The sequence below is a fragment of the Mesorhizobium sp. MC2-1-1 genome, from assembly GCF_057597255.1.
Map to the genome: position 1 here is coordinate 3,347,884 of NZ_CP195205.1, position 13,711 is coordinate 3,361,594.

The 13,711-nt window shown below is 63.2% G+C and carries 11 protein-coding genes; 9 read left to right on the forward strand and 2 right to left on the reverse strand.

Annotated features, from left to right (window positions below; genetic code table 11):
- The first annotated feature begins 25 nt into the window (after nucleotides 1-25).
- From ACR64R_RS16605 to ACR64R_RS16630, 6 genes are all read left to right on the forward strand, one after another.
- Nucleotides 26-1,471 (forward strand): homospermidine synthase, encoded by a 1,446-nt coding sequence (locus ACR64R_RS16605; RefSeq protein WP_487357425.1) that lies wholly within the window; start codon nucleotides 26-28, stop codon nucleotides 1,469-1,471.
- Between the two features lie 85 nt (nucleotides 1,472-1,556).
- A complete protein-coding gene (gene omp10 / locus ACR64R_RS16610; RefSeq protein WP_487357426.1) occupies nucleotides 1,557-1,934 on the forward strand; it encodes an outer membrane lipoprotein Omp10 in 378 nt (125 codons plus the stop codon).
- 187 nt (nucleotides 1,935-2,121) lie between these two features.
- Entirely contained in the window at nucleotides 2,122-4,143 is a 2,022-nt protein-coding gene (locus tag ACR64R_RS16615) for a 5'-nucleotidase C-terminal domain-containing protein (RefSeq protein ID WP_487357427.1), read from the forward strand.
- A gap of 140 nt (nucleotides 4,144-4,283) precedes the next feature.
- Nucleotides 4,284-5,348 carry a ferrochelatase gene (gene hemH, locus ACR64R_RS16620; protein ID WP_487357428.1) on the forward strand — a complete coding sequence of 355 codons (1,065 nt, stop codon included), beginning with the start codon at nucleotides 4,284-4,286 and terminating at the stop codon, nucleotides 5,346-5,348.
- 135 nt (nucleotides 5,349-5,483) lie between these two features.
- Nucleotides 5,484-6,434: an SPFH domain-containing protein gene (locus tag ACR64R_RS16625; RefSeq protein ID WP_487357429.1), complete on the forward strand. Its 951-nt coding sequence runs from the start codon at nucleotides 5,484-5,486 to the stop codon at nucleotides 6,432-6,434.
- 21 nt (nucleotides 6,435-6,455) lie between these two features.
- On the forward strand, nucleotides 6,456-6,920 hold the full coding sequence (locus ACR64R_RS16630; protein WP_487357430.1) for an NfeD family protein: 465 nt from the start codon (nucleotides 6,456-6,458) through the stop codon (nucleotides 6,918-6,920).
- Between the two features lie 6 nt (nucleotides 6,921-6,926).
- Here the strand turns inward: ACR64R_RS16630 and ACR64R_RS16635 are convergent, their stop codons facing one another.
- The gene (locus tag ACR64R_RS16635) at nucleotides 6,927-7,928 is read right to left on the reverse strand and encodes a KpsF/GutQ family sugar-phosphate isomerase (protein ID WP_487357431.1); all 1,002 of its coding nucleotides are present in this window, start codon (nucleotides 7,926-7,928) and stop codon (nucleotides 6,927-6,929) included.
- Nucleotides 7,929-8,087: 159 nt separating this feature from the next.
- Here ACR64R_RS16635 and ACR64R_RS16640 point away from each other — a divergent pair, with 159 nt between their 5' ends.
- A complete protein-coding gene (locus ACR64R_RS16640) occupies nucleotides 8,088-9,881 on the forward strand; it encodes an outer membrane beta-barrel protein (protein ID WP_487357432.1) in 1,794 nt (597 codons plus the stop codon).
- Nucleotides 9,882-10,002: 121 nt separating this feature from the next.
- Here the strand turns inward: ACR64R_RS16640 and galU are convergent, their stop codons facing one another.
- Nucleotides 10,003-10,908, reverse strand: a complete 906-nt coding sequence (galU, locus tag ACR64R_RS16645; protein ID WP_487357433.1) for a UTP--glucose-1-phosphate uridylyltransferase GalU — start codon at nucleotides 10,906-10,908, stop codon at nucleotides 10,003-10,005.
- A gap of 248 nt (nucleotides 10,909-11,156) precedes the next feature.
- Here galU and ACR64R_RS16650 point away from each other — a divergent pair, with 248 nt between their 5' ends.
- The gene (locus tag ACR64R_RS16650) at nucleotides 11,157-12,377 is read left to right on the forward strand and encodes a lytic murein transglycosylase (RefSeq protein WP_487357434.1); all 1,221 of its coding nucleotides are present in this window, start codon (nucleotides 11,157-11,159) and stop codon (nucleotides 12,375-12,377) included.
- A 113-nt stretch (nucleotides 12,378-12,490) separates the two neighbouring features.
- Nucleotides 12,491-13,702 carry an SGNH/GDSL hydrolase family protein gene (locus tag ACR64R_RS16655; protein WP_487357435.1) on the forward strand — a complete coding sequence of 404 codons (1,212 nt, stop codon included), beginning with the start codon at nucleotides 12,491-12,493 and terminating at the stop codon, nucleotides 13,700-13,702.
- Nucleotides 13,703-13,711 lie beyond the last annotated feature (9 nt).

The window sequence follows — 13,711 nt, forward strand, 5'->3', positions numbered from 1 at the left end:
CGTGTTTGAAGGAGTGTGTGAAAAAATGGCGAATGAAAACTGGCCCGTTTACGGTGAAATCACCGGTCCTGTCGTGATGATCGGCTTCGGCTCGATCGGGCGGGGAACGCTGCCGCTGATCGAGCGCCATTTCAAGTTCGACAAGTCGCGCATGGTGGTCATCGACCCGCGCGATACAGACCGCAAGCTGCTTGACGAGCGCGGCATCACCTTCATGCAGGACGCGGTGACCGAGAAGAATTACAAGAAGCTGCTCACGCCCATCCTGACCAATGGCGGCGGCCAGGGCTTTTGCGTTAACCTGTCTGTCGACACCGGTTCCGTGGACCTGATGCGATTGTGCCGCAAGCTCGGCGTGCTCTACATCGACACCGTCGTCGAGCCGTGGCTCGGCTTCTATTTCGACGCCGAGGCCGACAATGCCAGCCGCACCAACTACGCGCTGCGCGAGGCGATGATCAAGGAAAAGCACGACAAGCCCGGCGGCCCGACGGCGGTATCCACCTGCGGCGCCAATCCCGGCATGGTCTCGTGGTTCGTCAAGAAGGCGCTGGTCAACCTCGCCACCGATCTTGGTCTCGAGTTCTCGGAGCCCGTGCAGGAAGACCGCGAGGCCTGGGCCAGGTTGATGAAGAAGGCCGGCGTCAAGGGCATCCATATCGCCGAGCGCGACACGCAGCGCACCAAGAAGCCGAAGCCGATGAACGTGTTCTGGAACACTTGGTCAGTAGAAGGCTTCATATCGGAGGGTCTGCAGCCGGCCGAACTGGGCTGGGGCACGCATGAAAACTGGATGCCGAAGAACGGCAAGAAACATAAGCACGGCTCCAAGGCGGCGATCTATCTGGAGCAGCCGGGCGCCAACACGCGCGTACGCAGCTGGTGCCCGACGCCCGGCCCGCAATACGGCCTGCTGGTGACGCATAACGAGTCGATCTCGATCGCCGACTTCTTCACCGTGCGCTCGAAGAAGGGCAAGGTCCAATACCGCCCGACCTGCCACTACGCCTACCATCCCTGCAACGATGCCTTGCTGTCGCTGGACGAGATGTTCGGCGCCGCCGGCAAACCGCAGCCGGTCCACCATGTTCTCGACGAGAACGAACTGGTCGACGGCGTCGACGAGCTCGGCGTGCTGCTCTACGGCCACGACAAGAACGCCTACTGGTACGGCTCGCAACTGTCGCTGGCCGAGGCGCGCAAGCTCGCCCCCTACCAGAACGCCACCGGGCTGCAGGTGACCTCGGCCGTCCTCGCCGGCATGGTCTGGGCGCTGGAGAACCCGAGCGCCGGCATCGTGGAAGCCGACGAGATGGACTACCGGCGCTGCCTCGAAGTACAGTCGCCTTATCTCGGGCCGGTCAGGGGCTACTACACCGACTGGACTCCTCTGGACAACCGCCCTGGCCTCTTCCCGGAGGATCTGGACAGGGACGACCCGTGGCAGTTCCGCAACATTCTGGTCCGATAGCGCCAGTACTGACCAGCGCCAGCGCCTTGCAATCGCCCGTAAATCGGGCGATTGAGTATCGGCGGACTGAGGAGAGGATTTCACGATGACCATTGCGCGCAAACTGCTTTCGGCAGGCGCCGCGGCAAGCCTGCTGGCTGCGGCCGCTTGCACTACCACCGGCCCTTCCGGCCAGCCTTCGATGGCAACCGCCCCCAAGGGGGTCGAAGGCAACTGGATCGACGCCAAGGGCACCGGCCTGTCCACCTTCGCTGCTGGCAGCTTCACCACGGTCGCCACCGACACCGGCCAGAAGCTGTCGGAAGGCAGCTACACCATGACCGGACCGACCGCGGTCGAGATCCACGGCACCTCGCTGATCCGCCAGACGCCGGTCAGCTTCAACTGCCTGATGGTCTCCACCAGCCAGCTCAACTGCACCAGCGCCAGCGGTCAGAATTTCGTGCTGACACGCCGGGCTTGAGGGCTCGCGAACATCTCCAGAAAGGGATGGCGGCGTAAGCCGCCGTTCTTTTTATGCCGGCAAACATCTCCCTGATTTGTGCTTGCATCGGCCGAAACCCGATGTGAACATGACCGGGGCTGACTGGTATTTTCCGGTCAGGCGAAAGCAATAGCACCTTCGAAGTCAGCTCATCCGGGAGACGAAGATGAAGAAGATTGCCGCCATTCTGGCCTTGTCCGCCTCCGCCCTTGGCATGTCGGCCGGCGTGTCTTTTGCCGACTATACGCTGAACATCCTGCATTTCAACGATTGGCACAGTCGCATCGAAGGCAACAACAAATACGAGTCCACCTGCTCCGCCGAAGAGGAGACCAAGGGCGAATGCATCGGCGGCGCCGGCAGGCTGATCGCCGCAATCGCCGAGGAGCGCAAGAAGCTCGAAGGCCAGAACGTGCTGCTGCTCAATGCCGGCGACAGCTTCCAAGGATCGCTGTTTTACACCACCTACAAGGGCGCCGTGGAAGAGGAATTCCTCAACCAGATCAAGCCCGACGCGGTAACGCTCGGCAACCACGAATTCGACGATGGCGAGACCGCTTTGGTGCCTTACCTCGACAAGGCGAAATTCCCGGTCGTCAGCGCCAATGTCGTGCCCAATGACAAATCCGGCGCGGCGGGCAAGATCAGGCCTTCGATCGTGGTCGAGGTCGGCGGCCAGAAGATCGGCATCATCGGCGCGGTCACCAACGATACGCCGGAACTCGCCTCGCCCGGTCCGAACATCGCCATCGCCGACGACGTCAGGTCGATCACGGCCGAGGTCGAGAAGCTCAAGGCGCAAGGCATCAACAAGATCATCGCGGTCACCCATATCGGCTACAGGCGCGAGCGCGACGTGATCGCCAAGATCCCGGGTATCGACGTGGTGGTCGGCGGCCACAGCCACACGCTCCTGTCCAACACCGATCCGAAGGCCGAAGGCCCCTACCCGACCATGGTCGACAACCCCGGCGGCTACAAGGTGCCGGTGGTGCAGGCCGCGTCCTATTCGAAATATCTGGGCGAGTTCAAGGTCGTGTTCGACGACAACGGCAAAGTCAAGGAAGCGAGCGGGGCTCCGATCTACCTCGACAAGTCGATCACGCCTGATCCAGCCGTGCTCGCGCGCATCAAGGAACTAGGCGCGCCGATCGAGGCGCTGAAGAGCAAGCCGGTGGCCGAGACCACCAAGGCGATCGACGGCAGCCGCGAGAATTGCCGCGCGCGCGAATGCGAGATGGGCGACCTCGTCTCCGACGCCATCCTGGACCGCGTTAAAGGCCAGGGCGTCGAAATCGCCATCTCGAACGGCGGCGGCCTGCGCGCTTCGATCGACCAGGGTACGGTGACCATGGGCGAGGTGCTGACCGTGCTGCCGTTCCAGAACACGCTGGCGACCTTCAAGATCTCGGGCAAGGATCTTGTCGCCGGCCTCGAAAGCGGCCTCAGCCAGATCGAGGACGGCGCCGGCCGCTTCCCGCAGGTCGCGGGGCTGAAATACACCTTCGACAAGTCGGTCGCGCCCAACGCCGGCCGCGTCAAATCGGTCGAGGTGATGGAGAACGGCGCCTGGACGCCGATCAGTCCGGATAAGCAGTATCTCGTCGCCACCAACAACTATGTCCGCCAGGGTGGCGACGGCTACAAGGTTTTCGCCGAGAAGGCCACGGACGCCTATGACTACGGTCCCGGCCTCGAACAGGTGGTGGCCGATTATCTTAGCGCGCACGGACCCTATACGCCGAAGCTCGACGGCCGTATCACCGAGGTGGCGGCGACGTCGGCGGCGGAACCTGCAAAGCCTGCCGAACCGGCCCCTGCCTCATCGGCAGCGAAACCGGCCGAGGCCGCACCGGCAACCAGCGAGCCTGCGATGCCGGCCCTGCCTTCGGGTTCCAGCGACATCGCCGGCACGCCGCCGGCAGTTCCGGCTGAAACCGCGCCCGCGGCGCCGGCCGCGGAACCTGCGAAGCCCGCCGAGACCGCACCGGCCACCCCTGCTCCCACTGCCGAACCGGCCGTGCCAAGCCAAAGCAGCCATGTCATCGTCGCTGGCGACACTTATTGGGATCTGGCCAAGAAGGCCTATGGCGACGCGACCAAGTGGAAACATATCTATGACGCCAATAAGGGCCAAAGGCCCCACCGGCTTAAGCCTGGCGCGACGCTGACGATCCCGGCTAGATAACGTCACTTGCTTTGCCACTGTAACGATAAAACCCGCGCAGGAAACCGAACGGGTTTTGTCGTTGCAGCCTAAGGTGCGGCCAGACGCGGCATTGATTGCGCGCGCAAGATGACTAGGTTCGCGTCTCCTGGAGAACCCTTATGACGCTTTCCACCACTGTCGACGCCAAAGCCGCGAAGGCTATCGGCCCATTGCCGGCCGGGCACCCGCCGGTCAAGGTTGGCAAGATCGGCGTCATGCTGATCAATCTCGGCACGCCCGATGGCACCGATTACAAGCCGATGCGGCGCTATCTCAGGGAATTCCTCTCCGACCCACGCGTCATCGAACTCAACAGGGCGATCTGGTATCCGATCCTCTATGGGTTGGTGCTGACCACGCGGCCGAAGAAGTCGGGCGCCAACTACGCGCGGATCTGGAACCAGGAGAGGAACGAGTCGCCATTGCGCACCTACACCCGCGCCCAGGGTGAAAAGCTGGCCGAGGCGCTGCGCGACCTGCCCGATGTCATCGTCGACTGGGCGATGCGCTACGGCAATCCTTCTACCGCGAGCGTGGCGCAGGGGCTGGTCGACCAAGGCTGCGACCGCATTCTTTCGTTCCCGCTCTATCCGCAATATTCGGCGACCACAACGGCGACCGCCAATGATCAGCTTTTTCGCGCGCTGATGAGAATGCGCCACGCACCTGCTATCCGCAGTGTACCACCCTACTTTGATGAGCCGATCTATATCGAAGCGTTGGCGCGTTCGATCGAGCAACATCTGGCAACGCTTGATTTCGAACCGGAAGTGGTCATCGCCTCATACCACGGCATCCCAAAGCCTTATTTTGAGAAGGGCGATCCCTATCATTGCCACTGCCTGAAGACGACGCGGCTGCTGCGGGCAAGACTCGGCTGGAGCGAGAAGAAGCTCATCACCACTTTCCAGTCGCGCTTCGGGGCGCAGGAATGGCTGCAGCCCTACACCGACGTGACGGTCGAGAAATTGGCTAAGGACGGCGTGAAGTCGATCGCGATCGTCAATCCGGGCTTCTCCGTCGACTGCATCGAGACGCTCGACGAGATCGGCCGCGAGGCGGCGGAAACATTCCATCACGCCGGCGGCACGAACTTCGCGCATATCCCATGCCTCAACGACAGCGCCGAGGGCATGGCGGTGGTGGAAGCGCTGGTGCGACGCGAGCTTTCCGGCTGGGTGTGACCGGTTTCACCGACAGGCTCGAAACCAGTGCGCAAAAGCCTTCGCTAACCAATATTCCCGATCACCTGATTGTAACGTTACGGAAACACACTTAAGTGATTGCGTGAGGTCGCCACCTTTTGAGGGAGAAACGAAATGGGTTTCAGCGGTTTCGATATCGCGATTATAGTCCTTGTTGCACTTGTGGTTCTGGTGCTTTTCAAGGGTATTCGGACAATCCCGCAAGGTTACAATTACACGGTTGAACGTTTCGGCCGTTATACCAAGACACTGAGCCCTGGCCTCAACCTAATAGTCCCGTTCATCGACCGTATCGGCGCCAAGATGAACATGATGGAGCAGGTACTCGACGTTCCCAGCCAGGAGATCATCACCCGCGACAACGCCATTGTTGGCGTCGACGGCATCGCCTTCTTCCAGATCCTCAACGCGGCACAGGCTGCCTATCAGGTTTCCGGCCTACAGAACGCCATTCTCAACCTGACGATGACCAACATCCGCACCGTCATGGGTTCGATGGACCTCGATGAGTTGTTGTCGAACCGCGACGCAATCAACGAACGCCTGCTGCGTGTCGTCGACGAAGCCGCGCACCCCTGGGGCATCAAGATCACCCGCGTCGAGATCAAGGACATCAATCCGCCGGCCAATCTCATCGAATCGATGGGGCGGCAGATGACCGCCGAACGCAACAAGCGCGCGCAGATCCTTGCCGCCGAAGGCCTCAAGCAGTCGCAGATCCTGGAAGCCGAGGGTCGCAAGGAAGCCGCTTTCCGCGATGCGGAAGCGCGCGAGCGCTCGGCCGAGGCCGAAGCCCGCGCCACGCAGGTCGTCTCGGAAGCCATCTCCAAGGGCGACGTCCAGGCGCTGAACTATTTCGTCGCCCAGAAATATACCGAGGCGCTGACGAAGATCGGCTCTGCCACCAACAGCAAGGTCGTGCTGATGCCGCTGGAAGCCTCGTCGCTGATCGGCACGCTCGGAGGCATCGGCGAGATCGCCAAGGAGGTCTTCCGCAGCGAGGGCTCGAATGGCGCGCAGCGGCAGGCGGCGCGCCCGCCAGTCGTTCGTCCGAGCGAAAATTGAGATCATAGGGAAACTTCCCCCATGATTGAGCGCGTCATTTCCGAACTCGGCCCCTGGAACTGGATGGTTCTGGGCTTCGTCCTCCTGGTCATGGAGATCATAGCGCCGGGCGTCTTCATGCTGTGGATCGGCATTGCCGCCCTGGTCATCGGTGCGGTGTCGCTGCTGATCTGGGACGCAAGCTTCTGGACCTGGCAGATCCAGGTTCTTGCCTTCCTCATCCTCTCACTGGTTTCGGCTTATGTCGGCAAGAGAGTGGCCGGCGGACGGCATACCCCCACGGATCAGCCGCTTCTCAACCGCCGCGGCGAACAGATGATCGGCAAGATGGCTACTCTTTCCGAGCCGATAAAGGACGGCCGTGGCCGCATCAAGCTTGGCGACACGCTCTGGCGCGTATCGGGTCCGGACCTGCCGGCCGGCACGAAAGTGCGCGTGACGGGAGCCGCCGACACCGATCTGGAGTTGACCGTCGAGGCGGTTTGAGTTTCCTCAGGCCGCGCCTATGCGCAGCAGATCGTGCAAATGAACCAGGCCGACCGGCTTGCTTTCCTCGACCACCATCAGACTTGTGATGGCCGAATTGTTGATGGTTTGCAACGCCGTCGCGACCAGCGTGTCCGGGCTTGCCGTCTTCGGCTTCTTCGTCATCACCTGATCGACGCTCATGGAAAGCAGGTCGCTGGCGATGTGCCGGCGGATATCGCCGTCGGTGATGATGCCGGCAAGCGCGCCGTCGGCGCCGGTGATCGCCACGCAGCCGAAACCCTTGCGCGACAATTCCAGGATTGCCTCCTGCATGCCGGTTCCCGAGGGCACAAGCGGCAGCCTTTCGCCCACATGCATGATCTCGCGCAATTGCATCAGGTTGGCGCCAAGCTGGCCGCCCGGATGGAAGGTGCGGAAATGGTCAGGCGTGAAACCGCGCGCCTCGAGCAGCGCGATAGCCAGCGCATCGCCCATGACGAGTTGCAGCAGGGCCGACGTCGTGGGCGCCAGCCCATGCGGACAGGCCTCCGGCACGGCCGGCAGCAACAGCACGACGTCGGCGGCACGCGCCAGCGCTGAGTTCTCGCCCGAGGTAATGGCGATCAAAGGGATGGAAAAGCGCCTGGAATAGGCGACGATGCCCATCAGTTCCTTGCTCTCGCCAGACCAGGACATGGCGATGATGGCGTCATCCCGGGCGATCATGCCGAGATCGCCGTGATTGGCCTCGGCCGGATGGACGAAAAAGGCGGGGGTGCCGGTCGAGGCGAGCGTGGCTGCGATCTTGGAGCCGATATGGCCGCTCTTGCCGACGCCGGTAACGATGACGCGGCCGTCGATCCGCGAGATCATGTCGATGGCGGCTGCGAAAGGCTCCGCCAGCCCATTCTCGAGCGCGGCGGCAAGGGCCGCCACACCGGCCTTCTCCGTCGCCACCGTTCTCAGCGCCGATTCGATCGCAGCCTGCCTGTCCGGCTGCCTTCTCTCTGGGGACCCCGCATGCATGGCGCAAGCGATTAGCGCTTTGCCTCGCCGGTGTCCAACAGAATTGCCGTGGGGCCTTGATCGGGGGCACGCAAGGCGGCCCTCTCAACCCTCCGTTAACCATCCGCATTTACGGTTCGGTAAGTATGGCGCAACCGCGCCGCGCAAGCAGTGGTGTCGATGTCCGGGGGCCAACCTGAAACGAGAATCGGTCGAAGGGGCATTGCCGTCGCGGCACTGCTGCTGACGGCGAGCGCGCTCGGCTTACTGCGCTCGGCGCCGGCATTTTCCCAGGAGACCGAGCTGCGCGGCGAGGTTTCCGAATCGGCCATACTCGCCGACCAGCAGCGCAAGGCCAGGCAGTTGCGGGCGCAGGGGGCGCAGGATCAGGATGCGCCCGCGGTCGCGGCCGCCCAAGATACCGCACCGACGACCTACCAGCCGGCAAGCCCCGGCGCCGTTCCCGATGACAACCAGGCGGGGCGCGCCGCGGACAGCATCTTCGACCAGCCGCAGGCAACCGACGATCCGTTAGCCGCCACGACGACGCCGGCAAAACCGCGCCGGCCCTCGACGGCCAATCGGCGCGCTCAGGACACCAAGACGAATACCAAGACAGCCGACAAGAGCAAGGCAAGGAAGAAGACCGGCGAGGCGACGGACAATACGACCACGGCCTCCACTGCCGGCGCAGCCAGCCAGGCCGATGCCGCCGCCATCGATGAAAATGACGGCAGCAACAGCCGTGCTGTCACCGTCGACAGCGTCGACAGGCAGAGGCTCGACCCCGGCGCGGAGCGCACGGCGTCCATCGAAGGCCGGAAGGTCAAGCCGGAGGACGATCCCTTCGCCGCGCCGGGCGTGAAAGTCGGCACCTTTCTCTTCCGGCCGTCGCTCGAGCAGGGATTGACCGCCACGTCCAACGCCGATTCCAGCAGCACCGGCAAATCGGCCGTCCTGTCCGAGACGGCGCTGCGTTTCACGGCGACCTCGGACTGGCGTGAGAATTCGGCCTTGATCACCGGCTACGGCCTTTTCCGCAACACCGTCTCCGGCGAGAAGATCAACGATGCACAGGGCCGCATCGACGGCCAGCTCAACGTCGATCTCGACAACGAGCTGCGCGCCGTCGCCAAGCTTGGTTACGAAGCGGCGCCGGAATCGGCTTCCTCGCCGGATGCGATCGCAGGTGTCACTCAGCAGCCGCTGCGCCAGACCGTGGACGGCAGCCTCGGCATCGAAAAAAGTGTCGGCAAGATGCGTTACGCGCTGACCGGGGCAGTCAGCCATGATTTCTACGGCGATGCCGAACTCTCCAACGGGACCACCGTGTCGCAGAAGGATCGCGATTCCACGCTCTACACCGCGACCTTGCGGACCGGTTATGAGATTTCGCCCGCGCTGACGCCCTTCGCGGAGGCCGAGGCCGGGCGGCGCGTCTACGACCTGCGCACCGACACCGACGGCTTCCAGCGATCCTCGACCAGGCTTGGCGCGCGCGCCGGCCTCGAGCTCGACATGGGCGAGAAGCTGTCCGGCGAATTTTCCGTCGGCTGGCTGCGCGAAGCGATCGACGACAGCCGCCTGCCGGCGGTGGCCGGGCCGAGCATCAATGCCGACCTCAAATGGTCGCCCGAGCGCGGCACCACCATCGGGCTCACCGGGAAGACCGAAGTGGAGACCACCACGACGGCCGGCCAGAGCGGCGATATCCTCTATTCCGGCCGTCTGACCGGCGAGCGCCAGATCCGAGCCAACCTGACGGCAAACTCGGCGCTTGGCCTCGATTGGCGCGACTACACCGGCTCCGACGGCCACGATTTGATCCTGAGCGCCGAGGCCGGACTGACATGGTGGCTCAATCGCTATGCCGGGATTACCACCCGCGTCAGGACCGAGAAGCTGACCAGCAATCTGCCCGGCCGCGACTACACTGCCAACAGCGTCTACCTCGGACTGAAGGTGCAACGCTGACAGCAGTGACGGCCATGCCTGTATCGAGATTCAGGTCATCGGGGTCGAGAGCGATGCATCCGAGAACCGGAGCCGAGCGCGCCCCGGGGTATGAGCACGGCCTGCCTCAGAACCGCGACGGCTACGAAGCCGCGCCGCGCTGCTCCACCGGTCGGACCTCATCAAGCAGCGTGCGGATGACGCCGGCCATGCTTGCGTTCATGTCGCTGCGCCAGAGCGCGAAGGCGACATTGGCCTCGACGAAACCCTCCGGCGAGCCGCAGTCGAAGGTGCGCCCCTTGTAGTGATAGCCGTAGAACGGTTGCTCTTTCTGCAGCCTCAGCATCGCGTCGGTCAGCTGGATCTCGTTGCCGGCGCCACGTTCCTGGCTTTCCAGGATCCCGAAGATTTCCGGCTGCAGGATATAGCGCCCATTGATGAAGAGGTTGGACGGCGCGGTGCCCTGCTTCGGCTTCTCAACCATGCCGGTGATGCGGAAGCCGTTATGGGTGTCCTCACCGCGGCCGACAATGCCGTATTTATGCGCCTCGGCCGGGTCGCATTCCTGCACGGCGATGATGTTGTTGCCGGTCTCGGCATAGAGCTCGACCATGCCCCTCATGCAGCTCTTTTCCGACTGCATGATCATGTCCGGCAAAAGCAGCGCGAACGGTTCGTCGCCAACCAGCTCGCGGGCGCACCATACGGCGTGGCCTAGGCCCATCGGCACCTGCTGGCGGGTGAAGCTGGTCTGCCCCGGCGCCGGCTGCAGCCGCTGCAGGCGGGCGAGCTGGTCGTCCTTGCCTCGCTGGGCGAGCGTGTCGTAGAGCTCGAACTGGACGTCGAAATGGTCCTCGATGACCGCCTTGTTGCGCCCGGTCACGAAGATGAAATGCTCGATGCCGGCCTCGCGGGCCTCGTCGACCACATATTGGATGACCGGCCGGTCGACGACGGTGAGCATTTCCTTCGGGATGGCTTTGGTGGCCGGAAGGAACCGCGTGCCGAGGCCGGCGACCGGAAAAACTGCCTTGCGAACGCGTTTCATGCTGACACCCCTATTTTCGGCCAATTATCCGTTCGGCGGCGCGCTCCGCAATCCCCTCCGGGATTTTCACGCCGGAATTCCATTTTCACGCCGGAATGTGGGATTAACGGGCGACCGGTGAACGTAAAGCTAAAAGTAGAGCTAAAGTCGCGACACATATTTTCGTTCCTGGCGGCACCTATGGTAAACTAAATGCTAACCGGGTTCGGCGTTGAATGATCCTTCCTGATTTGACGAAGGAGGAAATGATGTCCGTTCGCAACACCGCGAGGCGCCTGATAGCGCTGGCGACCTCCGCCGGCGTCACGCTGGCCCTGCTGATGCCCGCCGGACCCGCTTTCGCGGATGCGGGATTCCGCCAGTGGGTTGCAGGCTTCCGCGCCACCGCGGTGGCGGGTGGCGTTTCGGGCGCCGTCTACGATCAGTCCATGAGGGGCATCGAGCCCGACCCGGTCGTGCTGGAAAAGGCCCGCACCCAGCCGGAATTCACCGCGCCCGCCTGGGACTATTTCGACAACCGCGTGCACGACCAGTCGGTGGCCAACGGCCGGGCGATGGCGCGCAAGTGGAAGCCGTGGCTCGATCGCATCGAGGCGCGGTTCGGCGTCGACCGCAACATCCTTCTGGCGATCTGGTCGATGGAATCGAACTATGGCGAGATTCTCAAGCGCGACGACATCATGCGCAACGTCATCCGCTCACTGGCAACGCTCGCCTATGGCGATCAGAAGCGGTCGAAATATGCCCGCACCCAGCTGATCGCGGCCTTGAAGATCCTGCAGACCGGCGACATCGACGAGAGCCATCTGATGGGTTCCTGGGCCGGCGCGATGGGCCAGACGCAGTTCATCCCGACCAGCTATCAGCGCTATGCGGTCGACATGGACGGCAACGGCAAGCGCGACATCTGGAACTCGATCCCAGACGCGCTGGCGACTTCCGCCAATCTGCTCAAGACGAACGGCTGGCAACCCGGCAAGACCTGGGGTTATGAGGTGACCATACCAGCCGGCAAGCTGCCCGGCGGCGCAAAAACGCTTGCCCAATGGCAGGCGCTCGGCGTGGTCAGGGCCAATGGCAAGCCATTCAGGAACCTGACGGACAAGGCCACGCTGAAAGTGCCGGATGGCAGGGGCGGCCCCGCCTTCCTGATGATCAGGAATTTCTCGGTCATCAAGGCCTATAACAATGCCGACAAATACGCCTTGGCCGTCGGCCTTCTGGCCGACGAGATCGCCGGCGGCACCGGGCTGGTGCAGGACTGGCAGCGGCCTTTCACCAAGCTCAGCTTCGAGGAGCGGCAGGAGTTGCAGAAGCGACTCTCCGAGCATGGCTATTATGACGGCAAGTTCGACGGCAAGATCGGCGATGGCTCAAAATCAGCCATCATGGCCTATCAGGCCAACGTCGGCTTGACCCAGGATGGCTATCCGAGCATGGAAGTGCTCAAATGGCTCCGCAAGCAATAGGGCTGTCGAAGGCGCCAGCCGTCCTTCCAGACAGGACAAGGATGCTGTAGCGCTCGGCTTGCGCATGACCTTGCCACGTCTGCCCGGTCATGCGCCAAGGGATGGAGAGGTGTTTGGTTCCGGTTGCGCGTATCAGGCAGGGTATTCGCCGGGCGCCGATCCTGATTCTCGCCCTTGCCGTGCTTATCGTCACCGCCGCCGGCGCCTTCCACGCCCCTGCCTTCGCGCAGGAGGAGAGCCGCGGCTGGTCGCTGCGCGACCTTCTGTTCCCGCGCCGCAGTGAACGCGTCGAGCCACCGGTCGAAATACAGAATGCAAGGCCGAAGCCGAAGAAGAAGCCCAAGCCGCGCCCGCCGGCGGAGCCGGAAACACCGATCGTCGAGAAGACGAATGACGCCCGGATCGTGCTGGTGGTTGGCGACTTCCTGGCGGCCGGGCTGGCCGAAGGGCTGGACGCCGCCTTTGCCGACAATCCCGCCGTCAGGATCGTCACGCGTAGCAATGGTTCGTCCGGTTTCGTTCGCGATGATTTCTACAATTGGCCAGCCGAGATAAAATCGCTGATCGAGACCGAGAAGCCGGCGGTCGTGATCGTCATGCTGGGCTCCAACGACCGGCAGCAGATGAAGGTCGGCGACGTGCGCGAGCAGCCGCGTTCAGAGAACTGGACCAAGGAATACGAGCGCCGCGCGGATGCGCTCGGCAAGGCCATACAGAATGCCAAGGTGCCGTTCCTGTGGGTCGGCATGCCCGCTTTCCGGGTAGCGAAGATGAACTCGGACATGCTTGCCTTCAACGACATCTATCGGTCCACCGCAGAAACTCATGGCGGCGAGTTCGTCGATGTCTGGGACGGCTTCGTCGACGAGAATGGCGCTTTCGTCACCTCCGGCCCGGACATCAACGGCCAGCCGGTCCGCCTGCGTTCCGATGACGGCATCAACGTCACAAAGGCCGGCAAGCGCAAGCTTGCCTTCTATACGGAAAAGCCGTTGGCAAAGATACTCGGCCTGGCGGCGCCGGGAAGCATCACGACCGTGTCCGCGCCCACCGGCGCTCCGGTCGAGGCTTCGAAGCCGGCCGCGGCCCCCGTGATAGTCGACCGCACCGCGCCGATGCTGCTCGGCGATCCGTCGCTCGACGGCGGGACCGAACTGCTCGGCGCCGCGCAGCCGGCCAAGGCCGATCCGAACCTGCCCGGCCAAAAGCTGATCATCGAAGGCAAGGCGCCCGCCGCCTCGCCAGGCCGTGCCGACGATTTCACCTGGCCGCCCAAGAAGCAGCCTCCCGCGACGGCGGCTGTCGGGTCAGGCGCGACTCCTTGATCTATATTC